A 20,533-nucleotide genomic window follows, 5' to 3' on the forward strand; every position below is an offset into this window, starting at 1 on the left:
TGTGCTGGTTCCGGGCTTGGTGTTCGGCATCAGCTTTGTATCGGCGGTCCTTCGCCTCTTGCCCGACCACGACGATTCGTAAGGGCTTGTCACCGATTTGCAGGTCGTAGCGATGACCGACGTGCCCCATTGTGCCGGCCCAAAACGCGTCGCCCGGCCTGCGAGACCTGCAGCACGCTCTGCACGAATCACAGACGAAGGTGTCGTGATCAAGCAGGTTGTCTTCCACATACTCGGCGAGCCGGACAAGTCTGCGGCGGGTCGCTGCGAAGTTGACCGTGATAGGCGGCGCGGCGGACATGACGCCATGTATGCAGGAGCTGCCAGGATATGACGCTGTCACCGCGATATCTCGGTGACCGCACGTAGTATCAGCGCCCTGCTCTGTGGCAGCGGGCTCGCGGCGGTTTTCGCAATGTGACGTAGCCAGTGGTGCGAACGAATTGCGTTATGGCCCAGTCTGTTTGAGCTTCAACATAATGTTGGCAGCGACCGGCCGCCGCCGGCCAACCTAGTTGTTCTGTGGTGGTGGTTGTGGTTGGAAGGGGTCATACCACCACCAGTGGGCGCGTTCGCCGGTAGGTCCCGGGCAGGGCGCCACCTTGGGTGGGGGTTGGGTTGGTGGGCGTGCCAGCGATCCCGTGCTGAGCGGCTTACCGCTGCTGTCGGTGACGATGAGCGCGTCTGCGGGTCCGGTGATGGTGATGACCCCGCGATGGTGCAACCGGTGATGATAAGGGCATAGCAGCACCAGGTTGGCCAACTCGGTGGGGCCGCCGTCTTCCCAGTGCCTGAGGTGATGGGCGTGCAGACCACGGGTGGCATCACAGCCAGGAACCGCGCACATGCGGTCGCGATACTCCAGTGCGCGGCGCAGCCGCCGGTTGATCAGCCGGGTCGTCCGGCCGGCCCCGATGACCTGGCCGTGTCGTTCGAACCAGACTTCACACGTGGCATCACAGGTCAGGTAGCGGCGTTCGGCCTCGGGCAGCAGCGGACCCAGATGCAGTGCCGCAGCGCGCTGCTCAACGTCGAGGTGCACCACCACGGTGGTGTGCTGCCCGTGTGGGCGCCGCGTGGCCTCGGCGTCCCAGCCAGCCTCGATCAGGCGCATAAACGCCTCGGCGGCGCCAGGCAACGGGGGCCGCTGATCGGGGGCGTCCGCGCCATTGCCGTGATCGTGCTTCCACTCGGCGATCAGCGCATCACGATGAGACGCCAAGGCGGCGTCGAACTTCGCGGCGTCATGGTGGCCGAGGGTGATCCGATAGCAGCTGCCCCGCTCGGTGCTGGTCGAGGTGATCGAGCGCTCGGGCTCTGGCCGAGGTTCGGGTTCGGGGCGCGGTTCTAGCTTGATAGCGGTGCGCAGCTGATTGACCGTGGCGCAGGCCGCCAGCTGCGCATAGTGCTCATCAGACCCCGCACCGGCCCGCGCCGCGATGACCCCGACCTGATCCAGCGACAGTCGGCCCTCCCGCATGCCTTGGGCGCAGCGTGGGAACTCCGGCAGCCGGCGCGCGACAGTTGTGATCGCGTGGGCGTTTCCCGAGGACCAGCCCAGCTTCCAGGCCACCAACGCCGCCACCGACCGCGCGCCGGTAGCCCCGCAGAGCTCGTCGCGATCCAGCTCGGCGACGATCTCCACGATGCGCCCGTCAACGGCATTGCGCTGGCCCGCCAACTCCGCCAACTCCTCGAACAACACCTCCACACGCTGCGCAGGGCTCACCGCCACCGGAGGAGACGCGGTCAACGACATAACGCCATCATCGCAACCCAGTCCGACAAGTTTCGGCTTTGTCGTGCTCAGCAGCGGCTCGCCCCGGAATTCAGGCGTAAATCCGCAGCCAAATGCGGACATGCAGTTAGCTAATTCGTTTACTGACCGTACGAGAAGATCTGCCGACGACCGGCCCGGAAGGCGGTGAAGCAGGCGGTGGCCGCAAGAAGTGCGAACACGGCGAACGCCCATCGTGCCGCGGAGGCTCCGCCGCCGTCGACGAGGTTCACCACAACACCTGCCAGCCCGGCGCCGAACGCGCCGAAAATCAGCTGCACCAGGTTGATTGCGGTGGCCGCGGCGGCGCCTTCGGCGGGGTCGTCGACATCGCTCATCGCCCACGCCGACAGGTGCGGCCAGGCGGCACCGATACCGACCCCGACCGCCATCAGACCGAACGCGCAGATGATGACGATGCCTGCTGTCGCGTCCTGCACATGGGTGATCCCGGCCAGCGCCAGACCGCCCGCCATCACCAGCGGCGCGGCGATCACCACGGCCGCGATCGTGCGGGCCTTGTCCAGCGACCCGCTGCCGAATCCACTGATCGTCCAGCCCAGCGACAACGCCGCGCCGAGTAGCCCCGCGACGATCGGCCCGAGGTGCGCCAAGCGCTGGCCGAACAACGGCACATACAGATCGACCTTGGTCGCGGCGACCAACAGCCCCAGTGTCAGATAGACCCACTTCAGCGGTCCGAAGCCGTAAAAGCTGGCGGGTAGCACAGCGGTATCCATCCGGCGGTCGACCACCAGAAAAGCGCCGACCAGCAAGCCGCTCAGGATCAGCAGCGCCGCTGTCGCGAGAGTGTTATGCGGCAGGGACGCCACACTGACCGTCAACGCGGCCGTCCCCAGCAGAATCACCGACGGAATCGGAATCCTGGTTGAATCGCGGTCGGTGGGCTGCTCGGTGCCATCCGTCGTCAGCAGACCGGGCGCCAGCGTCGCCATCGCAATGCTGAGCAGCGCCAGCAGACCGAACGCCCAACGCCACGCGCCGAACTGTGCGAAGAAACCACCCAGCGCGGGACCGAGCAGGGCGCCGACGCCCCACGTCGACGCCGTCAGTGCGGAACCTCGGCTCCACAGTCTGCGCGGCAGCACCGCGTTGATCACCGCGAAGCTCAGGCCACATAGCAAACCGCCAGAGAGTCCCTGGAAGAGGCGTCCCACCAGCAAGATCTGCATGTTGGGGGCGGCCGCGCAAACCAGGCTGCCCGCACCCAGCACGGCGAAGCCTGCTACGAAGGAGACGCACGCACCGATGCGGTGCAGCAGCGCGTTTACCGTCGCCGCTGCGACCACCGACCCGACAAGGTACAGCGTCGTCACCCACGCGTAGATACGCTCGCCGCCGATTTCGTTGATCGTGCTTGGCAGCATGCTGATCGTCAGGAACTCGTTCGTGGAATACAGCACCACGCCGCCTGCGACCAGGGCGGTCGTTCGCGAGTAGGGGAAACTCCACAACTCTCGCCAGTGGCCGGTGGTGATTTGTTTCTGTTCCGTTAAATTCACCACCGCTGAGCTACTAAACCATGTTTCATACGACGAGTCGAACGGCCCAGCGGGGCGCATCGGGCCTTGTCAGACGGCTGCCGCAGCCACCGACGGCCCACTGACCTGCGCCGTCGTCGGCGCACTTTTCATGAATCGGTTTGGATCGCGAGCAGAGTTTTTCTCGGGCGAGCATCGTCGGCCGAGAGAATTCGGGTGTCCGCCTTCTCCTCAGCCCGCCGCGCGGGCTGCATCGTCGGCGGGCGTAAAGACTTCGCATACGATCGTGCCTCGTGCCCCCCGACGACAGAGAGCGACCGCCGCACCGGCTCGCCCAGCTGATCGCGGTCGTCGCGGGGATTGCCGGCGCCCTGCTGTGTTTGGTCGTTCCGTTGCTTCCGGTCCAACAAACGACGTCCACCATCCTGTGGCCGCAGGGCCTCAAAGACGGCCACGTCACCGACATCACCGCGCCCCTGGTGTCCGGGGCGCCGCGTGCGCTGGACATCTCCATCCCGTGCGCCGCGATCGCCACGCTGCCCGCCGAAGGCGGCCTGGTGGTGTCGACGCTGCCGGTCAACGGGTTCGAGACGGGCAAGAACGGGCTGTTCGTGCGGGCCAACAAGGACAACGTCGTGGTCGCGTTCCGGGACACGGTTGCCGCAGCCGCCTCCCGCTCCGCGGTTGCCGCCCGCGCCTGCAGCGCGCTGCACATCTGGGCGGACGCGGGCGGTGCCGGCGCGGACTTCGTCGGAATCCCCGGCGCGACCGGCACGCTGGCCCCCGAGAAGAAGCCGGCGGTCGGCGGGATCTTCACCGACGTGACCGTGCCCGCCCAGCCGGGCCTGTCGGCGCGCGTCGACGTCGACACCAGGTTCATCGTCGCTCCCACGTTGCTAAAGTCCGCAGTGATGGCGCTGGGCGGGCTGTCGGTGCTGGCGTCAATCATCGCGCTGGCCGTGCTGGATCGGCAGTCAGGACGACGAACCCCCCGCAACTGGCGGCATCTCCCATTGGCGCGGTCCCTCCCCGGGCCGTCGGACGGCCCGCATCGTCGCCACGCGAAGTTACAGGCAGGTTTCGCAAATTGGCTGGCCGACGCCGGAGTGATCGGCACGCTGTTGCTGTGGCACGTGATCGGCGCGACCACCTCGGATGACGGCTACAACCTGACCATGGCCCGGGTCTCCGGGCATGCGGGCTACGTGGCCAACTACTACCGCTACTTCGGGGCCAGCGAAGCCCCCTTCGATTGGTATCAGTCGGTGCTGGCTCAGCTCGCAACGGTAAGCACCGCCGGTGTGTGGATGCGACTGCCCGCCACGCTGGCCGCGATCGGCACCTGGTTGATCGTCAGCCGCTGCATGCTGCGACGGCTGGGCCCGGGCCGCGGCGGCCTGGCCGGCAACCGGGTTGCGGTGTGGACGGCGGGCGCGGTGTTCCTGGCGGCCTGGCTGCCGTTCAACAACGGCCTGCGGCCCGAGCCCCTGATCGCCCTGGGCACTGTAGTGACCTGGGTGTTGGCCGAGACGGCGATCGCCACCCGGCGTCTGGTACCCGCGGCGGTGGCGATCATCGTTGCGATGCTGACCGCGACACTGGCACCGCAGGGCTTGATCGCCGTCGCCGCCCTGCTGGCCGCCGCGCGGCCGATCGCGCGGATCATCGCGCGGCGCAAGGCAACTGACGGGCTTCTGGCGCCGCTGGTGGTACTGGCCGCGTCGCTGTCGCTGATCATAATCGTCGTGTTCCGGTCGCAGACGCTGGCGACCATTGCCGAGGCGGCGCGGATCAAGTACAAGGTCGGCCCGACAATCGCCTGGTATCAGGAGTTCCTGCGGTACTACTTCCTCACGGTGGAAAGCAACGCCGAGGGTTCGATGACGCGGCGCTTCGCCGTGCTGATCATGATGCTGTGCCTGTTCGGGGTGCTGGTCGTGCTGTTGCGGCGCGGCAGGGTGCCCGGCGTGGCCAGTGGGCCGGCTTGGCGGTTGATCGGCACCACCGCGATCGGCTTGCTGCTGCTGCACTTCACCCCGACTAAATGGGCGATTCAGTTCGGCGCATTCGCCGGGCTGGCCGGTGCACTCGGTGCCGTCACCGCGTTCGCGCTGGCCCGGATCGGACTGCACAACCGCCGAAACCTGACCCTGTACGTCACCGCGCTGCTGTTCATGCTGGCGTGGGCGACCTCGGGGATCAACGGCTGGTTCTACGTCAACAACTACGGCGTCCCATGGTTCGACATTCAGCCGGTGATCGCCAGCCACCCGGTCACGTCGATGTTCCTGGCGCTGTCGATCGCGACGGGATTGCTGGGCGCGTGGCAGCACTTCCGGATGGACTACGCCGGGCACACCGAGGTCACCGACAGCCGGCGCAACCGCGTGCTGGCGTCCACGCCGCTGCTGGTGGTCGCCGTGATCATGGTCTTCGGCGAGGTCGCATCGCTGGGCAAGGGCGCGGTGCTGCGCTACCCGATGTACACCACCGGCAAGGCCAACTTCGGCGCGATCACCTCCGGACTCTCGTCGTCCAGCTGCGCGATGGCCGACGACGTGCTCGCCGAGCCCGACCCCAATGAGGGTGTGCTGCAACCGATTCCGGGCCAGAAATACGGCTCCGACGGTCCGCTGGGCGGCGACAACCCGGTCGGCTTCACGCCGCAGGGAGTCGGCGACAACTTGCAGTCGGACCCAGTGGTGACCAAGCCGGGCGTGGTCAACTCCGACGCGTCACCGAACAAGCCGAACGCCTCGATCACCGACTCGGCCGGCACCGCCGGCGGCAAGGGCCCGACCGGCGTCAACGGCTCGCAGGCCGCGCTCCCGTTCGGTCTCGACCCCGCACGCACGCCGGTGATGGGCAGCTACGGCGAGAACGCCCGCGCCGCCACCGCCACTTCGGCGTGGTACCAGATGCCGCTCCGCACCCCGGATCGGCCGCTGGTGGTTATCGCGGCCTCGGGCGCCATCTGGTCCTACAAAGAGGACGGCGACTTTTCCTACGGCCAGTCGCTTCGGCTGCAGTGGGGCGCGGCCAAACCCGACGGCAGCGTCGCGCCGCTCGGGCTGATGTTCCCGATCGACATCGGGCCGCAACCCGCCTGGCGCAACCTGCGCTTCCCGATGCGCTGGGCGCCGCCGGAGGCCAACGTCGCCCGCATCGTCGCGTACGACCCCAACCTCAGCGAGGACCAGTGGTTCGCGTTCACCCCACCGCGGGTGCCGGTGACCAAGACCCTGCAGCAGCTGATCGGGCCCCAGCAGCCGGTGCTGATGGACATCGCCACCGCGGCGAATTTCCCTTGCCAGCGACCGTTTTCCGAGCACCTCGGGGTCGCCGAGCTTCCCGACTATCGCATCCAGCCCGATCACAAGCAGACCTCGGCGTCGTCGAACCTGTGGCAGGCGTCGAAGTCCGGCGGGCCGTTCCTGTTCACTCAGGCGCTGATGTGGACGTCGACCGTCCCCACCTATCTCAACGGAGACTGGTACCGCGACTGGGGTCAGGTGGAGCAGTACCACCGCTGGCTCCCTGACGACGTGGCCCCGATCGCCGCCATCCAGCAGGGCGTCACAACCGTCTACGGCTGGAGCCGACAAGGACCGATTCGAGCACTCCCGTGAGCACACAGACCGAGCACCCGACAACCGCGGCCGCCTATGACAGCGTGAAGGTGACGCGCTGGGTCGCCACCATCGCCGGGCTGATCGGCTTCCTGCTGTCGGTGGCCACCCCGCTGCTGCCCGTTGTGCAGACGACGGCCGATCTGAACTGGCCGCAGAATGGCCAGCTGAAAAGCGTTACGGCGCCGCTGATCTCGTTGTCGCCGGTCGACTTCCACGCAGAAGTGCCGTGCGAGGTGGTGCGGGACATGCCGCCGGCCGGCGGCGTCGTGTTGGGCACCGCGCCGCGAAAAGGCAAGGACGCCAACCTCCAAGCGCTGTTCATCGTCGCCACCTTGCAGCGGGTGGACGTCACCGATCGCAACGTGGTGATCCTGTCGGTGCCGCGCGAGCAGGTGGAGTCGTCGCAATGTCAACACATCGACATCACCTCAACGCTGGCCGGGACCTACGCCACCTTCGTCGGGCTCAAGGATGCGGGCGGTGCCGACCTGCGCAGCGGCTTCCCCGATCCCAACCTGCGCCCGCAGATCGTCGGTGTGTTCACCGATCTGATCGGTCCCGCCCCGCCGGGGCTGAGAATGTCAGCGACCATCGACACCCGGTTCTCCACCACCCCAACCACATTGAAGCTGCTCGCGATGGTCGGCGCGATCCTGGCGACGATCGTCGCACTGGTCGCGTTGTGGCGCCTGGACCAGTTGGACGGCCACCGGATGCGCCGGTGGATACCGGCGAACTGGCGGACCTTCACCCTCTGCGACGTGACGGTGACGTCCGGGTTCGTGCTCTGGTGGGTGATCGGGGCGAACTCCTCGGACGACGGCTACATCCTGGGCATGGCGCGGGTTGCCGACCGGGCCGGCTACATGTCCAACTACTTCCGCTGGTTCGGCAGCCCGGAGGACCCGTTCGGCTGGTACTACAACCTGCTGGCGTTGATGACCCACGTCAGCGACTCGAGCCTGTGGATGCGGTTGCCCGACTTGGTCGCCGGGATCGCGTGCTGGTTGCTGCTGTCGAAAGAGGTGCTGCCTCGACTCGGGCCGGCGGTGACCAAGAGCAAGGCCGCCAACTGGGCGGCGGGGCTGGTGCTGCTGACCGCGTGGATGCCGTTCGACAACGGCCTTCGGCCAGAACCGATTATCGCGGTCGGTTCGCTGATCACCTATGTGCTGATCGAGCGGTCGATGCGCTACAGCCGGTTGACGCCGGCAGCGCTGGCGGTGGTGACCGCGGCGTTCACCCTGGGTGTGCAACCGACCGGGCTGATCGCGGTGGCCGCGTTGGTGGCCGGTGGTCGTCCGATCCTGCGAATCCTGGTGCGCCGTCATCGGGTGGTCGGCACCTGGCCACTGGTGGCGCCGATGCTGGCGGCCGGCACGGTGATCCTTACCGTGGTGTTCGCCGACCAGACTCTGGCAACGGTGTTGGAAGCCATCAGGATTCGCACCGCGATCGGCCCCAGCCAGGCCTGGTACACCGAGAACCTGCGCTACTACTACCTGATCCTGCCCACCGTCGACGGTTCGCTGTCGCGCCGGTTCGGCTTCCTGATCACCGCGCTGTGCCTGTTCACCGCGGTGTTCATCATGTTGCGGCGCAAGCGGGTTCCCGGCATCGCCCGCGGCCCGGCGTGGCGGCTGATGGGCGTCATCTTCGGCACCATGTTCTTCCTGATGTTCACCCCGACCAAGTGGGTGCACCACTTCGGTTTGTTCGCCGCGGTGGGCGCGGCAATGGCTGCCCTGACCACGGCGCTGGTGTCACCGGCCGTGCTGCGCTGGTCGCGCAACCGGATGGCGTTCCTGGCTGCGGTGATGTTCGTGCTGGCGCTGTGCTTCGCCACCACCAACGGCTGGTGGTACGTGTCCAGCTATGGCGTCCCGTTCAACGCCGCGACGCCGAAACTCGCCGGAATCAGCATCAGCGCAATACTTTTCGCGCTGTTCGTCGCGGTGGCGCTTTACGCGGCGTGGTTGCACTTCGCTTCCCGCGACCGAGGTGAGGGCCGACTGGCCCGCGCGCTGACCGCGGCACCCATACCGCTGGCCGCCGGCTTCATGGCGCTGGTGTTCGTCGCATCGATGACGATCGGCATCGTCCGGCAGTACCCCACCTTCTCCAACGGCTCGTCGAACATCCGGGCCTTTGCCGGTGGCTGCGGGCTGGCCGACGACGTTCTGGTCGAACCCGACACCAACGCCGGCAACATGGCGGCTCTGCCCGGAGATTACGGCCCGCTCGGACCGCTAGGCGGCGCGAACCCGGTTGGCTTCAGCCCCAACGGGGTTCCGGCCCACACCGTCGCCGAGGCAGTGGTGATGCACCCGAACCAGCCCGGCACCGACTACGACTGGGACGCTCCGGCCAAGTTGAAGGCCCCCGGCCTCAACGGTTCGACCGTCCCGCTGCCGTACGGCCTTGATCCGCAACGGGTTCCGGTGCTCGGCAGCTATACCACCGAGGCGCAGCAGCAGAGCAAGCTGGTTTCGGCGTGGTATCAGCTACCGCCCGCCGACCACGGCCATCCGCTGGTCGTCGTGACGGCCGCCGGCAAGATCGCCGGCAACAGCGTGCTGCACCACCACACCGACGGCCAGACAGTGGTGCTGGAATACGGCCGGCCAGGTCCCAACGGTGACGTGATGCCGGCCGGGCGGTTGGTGCCCGACGATCTCTACGGCGAGCAGCCCAAAGCCTGGCGCAACCTGCGGTACCCCCGATCGGAGATACCCGCGGACGCTGTCGCGGTCCGGGTGGTGGCCGAAGACCTGTCGCTGACGCCGGAGGACTGGATCGCGCTGACCCCGCCGCGGGTGCCCGAACTGCGCTCGGTGCAGGAGTATGTCGGGTCGACGCAACCGGTGCTGCTGGACTGGGCGGTCGGGCTGGCGTTCCCGTGCCAGCAGCCGATGCTGCACTCGAACGGCGTCACCGACATCCCGAAATTCCGCATCACGCCGGATTACACGGCCAAGAAAATGGACACCGACACCTGGGAAGACGGTGTCAACGGCGGCCTGCTCGGCATCACCGACCTGCTGCTGCGCGCCCACGTGATGGCGACGTACCTGTCCCACGACTGGGCGCGTGACTGGGGTTCGCTGCGCAAGTTCGAAACGCTCGTCGACGCTCCGACCGCTGAGCTGGATCTCAGCACCGCCACCCACTTCGGCTGGTGGTCGCCGGGGAAGATCCGGATCAAGCCCTAGACCGGCGACGAGTGGCCAGTTATGCAGGCGTTTCGGCGTATCGACGACCAAAACTGGCCACTCGCGCGCGAGCTCGCGTCAGCGCCGGTCGTGACGACTGTCACAGGGTCGTTCGCGGTTGGAGCGGTTCCAGATCGTCTGTCGCTGGGTACGGACACAGCATCCCTAATTGAAAGGAACACCATGGGCAACAGTGGACCCGAAGAACTGATCAGAGGCATCGTCGAGGACGTTGTGGGCAAGGCCAAGGAGATCATCGGGATCATCACCAACCGCGATGGTCTGCGTGAGGAAGGCCGCGCTCAGCAGGACAAGGCCAAGGCCGCGCGCGACGTAGCCAAGAAAGAGGCCGAGGCAGAGTCCTCCCGCGCCGCCGAGAAGGCCGCTGAGGCTCGCCAGAAGGCATCTAGCAGCAAGTAGCTGAACTTCGCTGGGCGGCAATGACTTCGGTCATTGCCGCCCAGCTTTTATGGGGTCAGCACGATCCGCGCGGGCATCGGTGCGCGGGTCGATACCGAGCCTTGCTTGCATGGCTGGCTCGATCTAAATATCGATGGCTCTACGAACTACAGCATCGGCCTCTGATTCAGGGTGGCCGATGTCGGGTAAACCCCTGCCAGGAGGCAAGACAATGCGCGCTGAAGAAGGCGACGAATCCATCAGTGAGATGGCGGATGAGGCCGCGAAGGCGAAGAAAGAACTCCGGGATTCCACAGAGACCGGCGAGAAGGTGCAAAAGCAGGAGAAAGACGCTCATCAGTAGCACCTAGCCGTGTCCCCCGTCACATCACCGCATCCCATGTAAGCGATCTCTCTTCGTTCGGCGTGAGGTGTCTACCTCGCCGAACGGAATAATTGACAAAATGTCATTCACGAGCTCCACCCTCGCCTACTGTGCCGTGCCCGTCGTCGTAGCGCTGGCCGCTTCCGCTATTCCCGCCAACGCGGAGGGCGGAACCGTGGTCCCTTTGCGCGGCATTCTTCGCGCCTGCGACTACACCCCCATCCCCGACTTTTCGTCGACCAACAATGGCACCGCAACGGCAGTCATTCACGCCGGCGGCGGCGCGGTGACGGCTGACATCCATTTCGCCGAACCCAGTAAACCCGGCGCCCACTACGACGTCGACCTGATTCAGGTACCACGTCCCGCGACTGCGGGCTGCGATGGACCCGGACCCGGCGTGGCCGTGGGCACGCTGGACACCGATGGCGCGGGGGTGGGCAACACCACCGTGCGGGACAGCTTGCGCTCCGGCGCGACCGGGGTCTGGGTATTCATCCGGCAGCCGAGCCCGAGATCACAGAGCCCGGCCGAGTTTTACACGTCCGACTTTCCGTTCAAGGTCTAAAAGCCCGGCACTAAATCGGCGTCAGGCCGTGCTTGCGCTGGGTACGCCACAGAGTCTGCTTCTCCCGCAACAGGTGTAGCGACTTGCGGAGCAGCAGCCTGGTCTCGTGCGGCTCGATGACACCGTCGATGTAGCCACGCTCGGCCGCGGTCCACGGGATCGCGATGTTGAGGTTGTAGCCGTCGATGAAGTCTTTCTTGATCTGCTGCACCTCGGGCGCGGACGGGTCGGGGAATCGCTTCACCAGCAACTGCGCGGCGCCGTCGGCCCCGATCACCGCGATCCGCGCGGTGGGCCAGGCGTAGTTCAGGTCGGCGGACAACTGCTTGGATCCCATCACCGCGTAGCCACCGCCGTAGGCCTTGCGGACGATGATGGTCACCTTCGGCACCTCGGCTTCCACGATCGCGTTGAAGAACCGGCCACCGCGCTTGATGATGCCGCCCTTCTCCTGTTCGACGCCCGGCATCGCGCCCGGGGTGTCCACCACGAAAACCAGTGGGAGATTGTAGGAGTCGCAGAATCGGATGAAGCTGGACGCTTTATCCGACGCCTCGTTGTCGACCGCGCCGGACATGAACATCGGCTGGTTGGCGATCACGCCGACCGCTCTTCCATCGACCCGCGCGAATGCAGTGATGATTGCCGGACCGCGCTGGTCGGCGATCTCGAAGACGTCGCCGTCGTCGAAGATACGCAGCAAAATTTCGTGCATGTCGTATGCGGTGTTGTCCGCGTCGGGAACGATGGTGTCCAGCTCGAGGTCGGTGGGCGTGATCTCCGGTTCCAGACCAGGGTTGACGATCGGCCCCTCGCCGAATGTGTTGTCGGGCAAGAAGGACAGGTAGTCACGAACGTATTGGAACGCCGCGGCCTCGTCCTCGACGACCTTGTGGATGTTGCCGCGCTGCGCCTGGACGTCGGCGCCACCCAACTCGTCGAACGTCACGTCCTCGCCGGTGACGTCCTTGATGACGTCCGGACCGGTGATGAACATGTAGCCCTGGTCGCGCACCGCCACCAGCAAGTCGGTCTGGATCGGCGAATAAACAGCTCCCCCAGCGCATTTGCCCAAGATGATGGAGACTTCGGGCACGAAGCCCCGCAGCATCTCGTGCCGGCGGCCCAATTCGGCGTACCAGGCCAGCGAGGTGACCGCATCCTGGATCCGGGCACCGGCGGAGTCATTGATGCCGATGATCGGGCAGCCGACCATGGCCACCCACTCCATCAGCTTGGCCACCTTGCGGCCGAACATCTCACCGACCGAGCCCTGGAACACCGTCTGGTCGTGGCTGAACACCGCGACCGGGCGGCCGTTGATCCGGCCGTGTCCGGTGACCACACCGTCGCCGTAAAGCGCATTCGGGTCGCCCGGTGTGCGGGCCAACGCCCCGATCTCCAGGAAGCTGCCGGGGTCGAGCAGCGAGTAGATGCGGGCACGCGCGCTCGGGATTCCCTTCTTGTCGCGTCGTGCGATCGCCTTCGGATCACCGGGTTCCTTCGCCAGCTCCAGCTTCTCACGCAGTTCGGTCAGCAGCTCGGCGGTGGTTTTGGTGGTCACTTAGGCTTCTTTCTGCTCGGCGTGAATCTTGTTGAGCGCCTGCGTCATATGAGCACCGACCTTGGCGATGATCGGCTCGTCGATGGCCTGGATGTGCTCGCCACCGATCGGCACGACCTCGAGGTCGGCCACGTACTCGCCCCAGCCACCGTCGGGCTTACGGGTCGCGTATCGCGGCTCGAACGTGATGGCGTCGTCGTGATAGCGGTCGGCCATGTACAGCGTGACGTGACCGTCGTAGGGCCGAATCTGGACGGTGTCGATCGCCCGGTTGTCCAGATACGACGTGCGCTGGTGCTCGACGATCCCACCCGGGATCTGCACGCCGGCCTGTTGGACCGCCTCCAGCACGAACTTGACCTGACCCTCGTCGTCGAGCGTTTCCAGATGCTCGTACGGGATTTCCGGGATCTCGACGTTGAACGTCCGCTCGGCGAAGCGCGCGTAGCGGTCCCACCGCTTGCGGGTCTCCTCCCTGGTCTGCGGGACCTCCTCGCCGGCGCGCACCGCGTCGATCAAACCGACGAACGCCACGTCGCAGCCCTGCTCCTTCAGGCCGATCGCGCAGGCGTAGGCCAGCACACCACCCAACGACCAACCCGCCAGGATGAACGGACCGTCGCCGCCGAGCTCACGCAGCTTCGGAAGGTATTGCGCCGCACGCTCTTCGACGGTTCCCTCGACACGCTCGAAGCCGCATATCGGGGTATCCGCCGGCAGCCGGTTGAGCAATGGCTGGTAAACCACCGTCGATCCGCCCGCGGCGTGGAAGACGAACACCGCCGGCTTGGTCGAGCCAACGGGGCGGGCCCGCAGGGTGCGTACGAAGCCGTCGATCTCGCCGGCCTCCAAGAATTCCCGGACCGTGGTCGCGAGATCCTCGATGGTGGCGGCGGAGTGGACGGCGTCGGCGGTGATGGTGCCTTCCGCGCGCTCGGACAGCCGCTCCGCCAGCTTCGTCGCGGCGGCGTCGTCCAGCTTCGGCAGCGTGTTGAAGATGCCGCCCGGAGACTTGCCGGTGACGATCGCCCAGGTCGCGAACGTCACTCGCTCTGCCGCGTCCCGTGGCGGGATGTCGGAGTTGAGTGCCGCGGAGAGGGCTTCCTGGTTGAGCGCCTGTGCGGCGCCCGCCAGGTTGGGTGTCGCGGCCGACGGGCCCGAAGGATCGGTGGGCGGCGGCGGGATCGACGATTCCGGTTGTGGCTCCGGTGCCGTCTCGGGCTGGACTTGAGTCTCGGTCCGGGCCTCCGGGGCAGCGCCGGGCAACGGCGCCTTTCCGGCGAGGATGGCGGCCTGCTCGGCGGCGATCTCCTCGGCGGTCTGCGTCTTCTGGCGTTCGTACAGGCTCTGCACCTCGTCGCGGTTCTCGATCGCGTACTCGATCAGCTTCTCGACGTTGTAGAGGTTGGCGTCGCGGACGGCCTGCAGCTGGATCGGCGGCATATCGAAGTCGTACTCGACGCGGTTCTTGATCCGCACGGCCATCATCGAGTCGAGGCCGAGCTCGACCAGTGGAACCTCCCACGGCAGGTCTTCGGGCTCGTAGCCCATCGCCATCGACACGATTGCGGCCAGCCGATCACGAATCGTCTCACCGGATTCCGGTGTCCAACGGCCCAATCCGCTCAGCTGCCGAGCGGCGAGGCTGTCGGTCACGATGTCGGCCACGTCGGAGTCGTCGGTTGCCTGCTCGGCGACCGGTGCGGCCACGGCGGTCTGCGTTCCGTTGATCGCCGGGGCGATCGCCGCGCCCGCACCGACGGCAGTCGGCAACACCGAGGCCTGGCCGGCACGCGACACCAGCGCGTCGTAGACCAGCGTGAAGGACTCGTCGATCCGGGCGTGAATCTGCACTGCCGCGCCGCCGGGATGACGGGTAAGCGTGGTCACCAGCCGTGCGTTGTCGGCCGGGACCGCACGCTGCTCGGAGGCGGTCAGCACCGCGTCCGGAAGAACATGCGTCGCAGCGGCCTTCACCAGGGCGGCGAGGTCGGTCTCGCCACGCGGCGCGTACTCCCACACGTGCCGGCCGTCCGGCATCGCGACGTGCGTGCCCGGCATGAGCACCGAGCCGTCGCCCGAGAAGCGCGCATTCAGCCAGTGCTCCTTGCGCTTGAACCGGGTCGGCGGGACGTTGGCATAATCTTCAGCTCCTGGGGTCCCAGACGCGCGGGTGAAGAGCGTGCGGATGTCGATGTCGTGGCCGAACACGAACAACTGCGCCATCGCCGAGATCATCGACTCGACGTCGTCCTGCTTGCGGGCCAGCGTCGGAATCAGCTGGGCGTCAGGCAATCCCGCAGCTGCCGTAGTCAAGCCGATCTGCATCAACGCGACCGGGTTCGGTGCGAGTTCCAGGAACGCGGTGTACCCGCTGTCGACGGCGTTGCGGACGCCGTGGGTGAAGTACACCGAGTGCCGCATGCCTTTGATCCAGTAGGCGACGTCGTGAATCGGCTCGCCACCGGGCCGGACGTAGGTTCCCTCGTGCACGGTCGAGAAGATCCCGACCTTCGGGGCTGTCGGCGAAATACCTTGCAGCTCAGCGGAGAACTCGCCCAGCAGCGGGTCCATCTGCGACGTGTGACCGGCGCCCTTGGTCTGCAGTTTGCGCGCGAAGCGGCCCTCGGACTCGGCCCGGGCGACGATCGCGTCAATCTGGTCGGGCGGCCCACCGATGACGGTCTGGCTGGGTGCGGCGTAGACGCACACCTCCAGGCCCGGGAAGTCGGCGAATACCGTCTCGAGCTCGTCGGCGGAGTACTCGACGAGCGCCATGAACCGGATGTACTCACCGAACAGCATGGCCTCGCCCTCGCCCATCAGGTGCGAGCGCGAGCAGATCACCTGGGTGGCGTGCGCGAGTGAGAGACCGCCCGAGAAGTACGCCGATGCCGGCTCGCCCAGCGACTGGCCGATCACCGCAGCGGGTTTCGCGCCGTGGTGCTTGAGCACCTCGCCCAACGCGATCTGGATCGCGAAGATGACGACGTTGCTGGTTTCGATGCCGTAGTCCACCGAGTCGTCGAGGATCAGCTCGAGTATCGAGTAGCCCCGCTCGTCCTGGATCAGCGCGTCGACCTTCTCGATCCACTCGGCGAAGATCTCGTTGCGCAGATACAGGTTCTTGCCCATCTTGCGGTGCTGCGCGCCGAAACCGGCCATCGCCCACACCGGGCCGTTGGTGGCCGGCCCGTCGGTGCTGAACACGTAGGGCTTCTGCTTACCGTCGGCGATCGCGCGCAGACCCCTGATGGCCTCCTCGTGATCGTGGGCCAGCACCACCGCGCGTGAACGGCCGTGGTTGCGGCGCGACAACGCCCGGCCGATCGATTCCAGCGACGACGCCTGGCCCTCAGCGGATTCCATCCAGTCGGCCAGCTCGGCCGCCGCGGACCGCTTGCGCGACGTCAGGAACGCCGACACCGTTAGCGGCACCACCGGCGTCGGAAGCTCTTCCGCCGCAAGCTCTTCCAGCGCGATGTCTTTGAGGCGCAGGGCTTCGTCGGTGATACCGGGCAGTTCGTATTCGTCGTCGGACGACGCAGCGCCGCCCCCGGCGGGTGCGACGAATTCGCCGTACTCGTCGAATTGCAGGCCGCCTACCAATTCGACATGCTCGTCGGCGGCGGGGGCGACAGTGCTCTCTTGAAGCTGCGCCTCGACTTCACGCTCGACAACGTCGCGGGACAGCACCTCGCGAATCACCACGTGCGCGTTGGCTCCGCCGAAGCCGAAGCTGGACACGCCCGCAACCGCGTATCCGCCGTAGCGCGGCCAGTCGGAGACGGTGTCGAGAACCTTCAGGTGCGATGCGTCGAAGTCGATGAAGGGGTTGGGGCCGGCGTAGTTGATCGACGGCGGCAGTTTCCCGTGCTGCAGCGACAGCACCACCTTGCTCAGGCTGGCCGCACCGGCCGCCGACTCCATGTGTCCGACATTGGTTTTGATGGCGCCGAGCAGAAGCGGCTTGTCGGCGGGGCGGCCGCGGCCGACCACCCGGCCCAGCGCCTGAGCCTCGATCGGGTCGCCGAGGATTGTGCCGGTGCCGTGTGCCTCGACGTAGTCGATGGTGCGCGGGTCGATGCCGGCGTCTTTGTAAGCCCGGCGCAGTACAGCGGCCTGCGCGTCGGGGTTGGGGGCCAACATCCCGTTGGACCGTCCGTCGTGGTTGACGGCGCTGCCGGCGATCACGGCGAGGATCTGGTCGCCGTCGCGGCGGGCGTCGTCGACCCGCTTGAGCACCAACATCGCGCCACCCTCGGAGCGGGTGTAGCCGTCGGCGTCCGACGAGAACGACTTGATCCGGCCGTCGGGCGACAGCACCTGTCCGATCTCGTCGAAGCCCAATGTCACCGCGGGGGTGATCAGAGCGTTCACCCCACCGGCCATCGCCACGTCGCATTCACCGCTGCGCAGCGCCTGCACCGCCTGGTGGGTGGCGACCAGTGAGCTCGAGCAGGCGGTGTCCACCGCTACCGACGGGCCGTGGAAGTCGAAGAAGTACGAAACACGGTTGGCCACAATGGAACTCGCGGTACCGGTGATGGCGTACGGGTGGGCGACGGTCGGGTCCGACATCGCCAGGTAGCTGTAGTCCATCACCGAGGTGCCGACGAACACGCCGACGGATTCGCCGCGCAGACTGGACGCCGGGATGCGGGCGTGCTCGAGCGCCTCCCAGGTCAGCTCCAGCGTCATGCGCTGCTGCGGGTCGATGTTGTCGGCTTCGGTCTTGGACAACGCGAAGAACTCCGAGTCGAAGCCCTTGATGTCGCTGACGTAGCCGCCACGGGTGCGGGCCTTCTTGATTGCCTCGGCCAGTCGCGGTTCGTCCATGAACTCCGACCAGCGGCCCTCGGGCAGGTCGGTGATCGCGTCGCGACCCTCCAGCAGCGCCTGCCAGGTCTCGTCGGGGGTGTTCATGTCGCCGGGCAACCGGGTGGCCAGCCCCACCACGGCGATGTCGACGCGCTCGACCGGTGCGCTGCGGGTCCAATCGGTGTCGTCGTCGGCGGCGGAGTCGAATTCAGGGTCGCCTTCGACGATCCAGGTGGCCAGCGATTCGATCGTCGGATGCTCGAACGCGGCCGCGATCGACACGGTGACCCCGGTGTGGTCTTCGATGTCGGCGGCCATCGCCACCGCATCGCGCGAGGACAGACCCAGCTCGACCATGGGGGTCGCCTCGTCGATCGCGTCGGGCGAGCGGCCGGTGGCGCTGCCCACCCACTGACGCAGCCACAGCCGCACCTCGGCGATAGTCATGGCGGTGCGAGCCGGGGCCGCACCGGCTGAGGGCGTCGAGGGCTGGGTATCGAGATCTGAGTCAGTCATGTTCGCGTTCAGTCGACTTGGTCGGGGAAGGAGTTGGGCGCGGCGGTACCGCTGCGCAGCGTGCCGTCGATGTAGGCGGAGCGGGTGGCGCGGCGGCCGATCTTGCCGCTGGACGTGCGGGGCACCGATCCGGCCGTGACCAACAGCACGTCCCGCACGGTGACTCCGTGCCGGACGGCAATCGCCGCCCGGATGTCGTCGGCGATGGGCTGGTACTCGAGCTTGTGCGCGCCGGCCGCACGCTCGGCCACGATCACCAGCTGCTCGGAGCTGTCCTCCGCGTCGTATTTCAGCCCGGCGTGCGGGTCGTCGAAAACGGCGGAGGGCAGTTCGTTGGTGGGCACCGAGAAGGCGGCCACGTAGCCCGTGCGCAGGGCCCGGCTGGCTTCTTGCGCCGAGTACTCGAGATCCTGCGGGTAATGGTTACGTCCGTCGACGATGACCAGATCCTTGACCCGGCCGGTGATGTAGAGGTGATCGTGGTGGTAAGTGCCGTAATCACCTGTGCGTACCCAGGTCGCTTCGTCGGCGGCGCCTTCGGCGCGTGACGGGTTGGCGCGCGATTTGAGGATGTTCTTGAACGTGTCGTGCGTCTCGTCTTCGCGGTTCCAATATCCGGCACCCATGTTCTTGCCGTGCAGCCAGACCTCGCCGATCTGCCCGTCGGGCAATTCGGTCGCGGTCTCGGGGTCGACGATGGTCGCCCACTCGCTGACACCGACCTTGCCGGCCGAAGCCTGCGCGACGCCGTTGGGCGCATCGTGCGCCACTTCGAGGAATCGGCCCGTGTTCAGCGCCTCACGGTCGACGTCGATGATCGTCGGCGGCTCTTCCATCGGGGTGGTCGAGACGAACAAGGTGGCCTCGGCCAAACCGTAGGACGGCTTGATCGCCTTCTCCTGGAAGCCGTAGGGCCCGAACGCGTCGTTGAACTTGCGTATCGATGCCGCCGACACCGGCTCGCTTCCGTTGAGGATCGCTTTGACATTGCTCAGGTCCAGCGGCGGCTCACCATCTTTGGGCAGGCCGCGCAGCGCCGCGTGTTCGAAAGCGAAGTTCGGAGCGGCCGAGAAGACCCCGCCGGTTTCGCCTTCCTTGCGCGCGAGCTCGCGGATCCACCGGCTGGGCCGGCGCACGAAGGCGGCGGGCGTCATGAAGGTGAACCGGTAGCCGACCAGCGTCGACAACAGGGTGGTGATCAGGCCCATGTCGTGGAAGAAAGGCAGCCAGCTCACACCGCGGTCGCCGTCCTGACCCTCGAGGGCGTGGATCACCTGGACACAGTTCGTCGGCAAGTTCAGGTGCGTGATCTCGACGCCGGTTGGGGTGCGGGTGGAGCCGGAGGTGTATTGCAGATAGGCGACGGTCTCAGGGCCTGCCGGGATGGGTTCCCACGTGCTGGCGACATCGTCGGGCACCGCGTCGACGGCGATCACTCGAGGACGTTCCTTGGCCGGCCGACTGCGGAAGAACTTGCGGACCCCTTCGGCGGAGTCGCTGGTGGTCAGGATCGCCGACGGGCCGCAGTCGTCGAGCACCGCATGCAGCCGGCCGACGTGCCCCGGCTCGGCGGGGTCGAACAGCGGCACCGCGATCCGGCCCGCGTACAGGGTTCCGAAGAACGCGGTCAGGTAGTCCAGGCTTTGCGGGCACAGGATGGCGACGCGGTCCCCCGGCTGGGTCACCTGCTGCAGACGGGCGCCCACCGCACGGTTGCGGGCACCGAACTCGGACCACGAAATGTCCTTGGCGACGCCGTCGCGCTCGGTGGAGAAGTCGAGGAACCGGTAGGCCAATTGGTCACCGCGCACCCTGGCCCACTTCTCGACGTGACGAACCAGGTCGGTGTTGTCCGGGAATTTGATCTGGCCGGTCTTGTCAATGAACGGGTTGTGGTACGCCATTCCGGTAACTCTCCTTCATCGCCCTACCGCGGGCTAGGTCTGCATGAGCCTTGGCGACGTGGTCGTCGGGCTTGGTTCGGCCTGCGTACACACCACAATTCGCCTGGGTAGGGCTGTCGCGAGCGGCAAACCTCCCAGAGGCTACCGAAGTACGCTGAGTGTTTCGCCACGCACGGATGCGACGGGCCGACCATAGCTGCTCTTAAATTTCTCTTAATGTTAGTGGGCGGTGCCCCGCCGACCAAATCTGAAG

The 20,533-nt window shown here is 66.7% G+C and carries 10 protein-coding genes; 5 read left to right on the forward strand and 5 right to left on the reverse strand.

Going from position 1 to position 20,533, the window contains the following annotated elements; all coding sequences use genetic code 11:
* Window positions 1-511: 511 nt before the first annotated feature.
* Both ACQY5A_RS07265 and ACQY5A_RS07270 read right to left on the reverse strand, forming a co-directional pair.
* Window positions 512-1,759, reverse strand: a complete 1,248-nt coding sequence (locus ACQY5A_RS07265) for an HNH endonuclease signature motif containing protein (RefSeq protein WP_428339698.1) — start codon at window positions 1,757-1,759, stop codon at window positions 512-514.
* A gap of 119 nt (window positions 1,760-1,878) precedes the next feature.
* Window positions 1,879-3,303 (reverse strand): MFS transporter, encoded by a 1,425-nt coding sequence (locus ACQY5A_RS07270; protein WP_428339699.1) that lies wholly within the window; start codon window positions 3,301-3,303, stop codon window positions 1,879-1,881.
* Between the two features lie 269 nt (window positions 3,304-3,572).
* Between ACQY5A_RS07270 and ACQY5A_RS07275 the strand changes: the two genes are divergently transcribed.
* The 5 genes from ACQY5A_RS07275 (at window position 3,573) to ACQY5A_RS07295 (ending at window position 11,475) form a co-directional block, all read left to right on the forward strand.
* Window positions 3,573-6,908 carry an arabinosyltransferase domain-containing protein gene (locus ACQY5A_RS07275; protein WP_428339700.1) on the forward strand — a complete coding sequence of 1,112 codons (3,336 nt, stop codon included), beginning with the start codon at window positions 3,573-3,575 and terminating at the stop codon, window positions 6,906-6,908.
* The gene (locus ACQY5A_RS07280; protein ID WP_428339701.1) at window positions 6,905-10,123 is read left to right on the forward strand and encodes an arabinosyltransferase domain-containing protein; all 3,219 of its coding nucleotides are present in this window, start codon (window positions 6,905-6,907) and stop codon (window positions 10,121-10,123) included. Before ACQY5A_RS07275 ends, ACQY5A_RS07280 begins: the two co-directional genes overlap by 4 nt.
* 183 nt (window positions 10,124-10,306) lie before the next feature.
* Window positions 10,307-10,543 carry a CsbD family protein gene (locus tag ACQY5A_RS07285; RefSeq protein WP_428339702.1) on the forward strand — a complete coding sequence of 79 codons (237 nt, stop codon included), beginning with the start codon at window positions 10,307-10,309 and terminating at the stop codon, window positions 10,541-10,543.
* A gap of 211 nt (window positions 10,544-10,754) precedes the next feature.
* Window positions 10,755-10,886: a hypothetical protein gene (locus ACQY5A_RS07290; protein WP_428339703.1), complete on the forward strand. Its 132-nt coding sequence runs from the start codon at window positions 10,755-10,757 to the stop codon at window positions 10,884-10,886.
* Between the two features lie 100 nt (window positions 10,887-10,986).
* Entirely contained in the window at window positions 10,987-11,475 is a 489-nt protein-coding gene (locus tag ACQY5A_RS07295) for a hypothetical protein (RefSeq protein ID WP_428339704.1), read from the forward strand.
* A 10-nt stretch (window positions 11,476-11,485) separates the two neighbouring features.
* On the opposite strand, the gene ACQY5A_RS07300 is transcribed toward ACQY5A_RS07295, so the two are convergent.
* The 3 genes from ACQY5A_RS07300 to fadD32 all read right to left on the reverse strand — a co-directional run bounded on the left by ACQY5A_RS07300 (window position 11,486) and on the right by fadD32 (window position 20,280).
* Window positions 11,486-13,039 carry an acyl-CoA carboxylase subunit beta gene (locus tag ACQY5A_RS07300; protein WP_428339705.1) on the reverse strand — a complete coding sequence of 518 codons (1,554 nt, stop codon included), beginning with the start codon at window positions 13,037-13,039 and terminating at the stop codon, window positions 11,486-11,488.
* Window positions 13,040-18,307: a polyketide synthase Pks13 gene (pks13, locus tag ACQY5A_RS07305; RefSeq protein ID WP_428339936.1), complete on the reverse strand. Its 5,268-nt coding sequence runs from the start codon at window positions 18,305-18,307 to the stop codon at window positions 13,040-13,042.
* A gap of 77 nt (window positions 18,308-18,384) precedes the next feature.
* Complete coding sequence (gene fadD32, locus ACQY5A_RS07310) at window positions 18,385-20,280, reverse strand: long-chain-fatty-acid--AMP ligase FadD32 (RefSeq protein ID WP_428339706.1); 1,896 nt, start codon at window positions 20,278-20,280, stop codon at window positions 18,385-18,387.
* Between the last annotated feature and the right edge of the window lie 253 nt (window positions 20,281-20,533).

This window comes from Mycobacterium sp. (genome assembly GCF_965277065.1).
Classification (GTDB): Bacteria; Actinomycetota; Actinomycetes; order Mycobacteriales; family Mycobacteriaceae; genus Mycobacterium.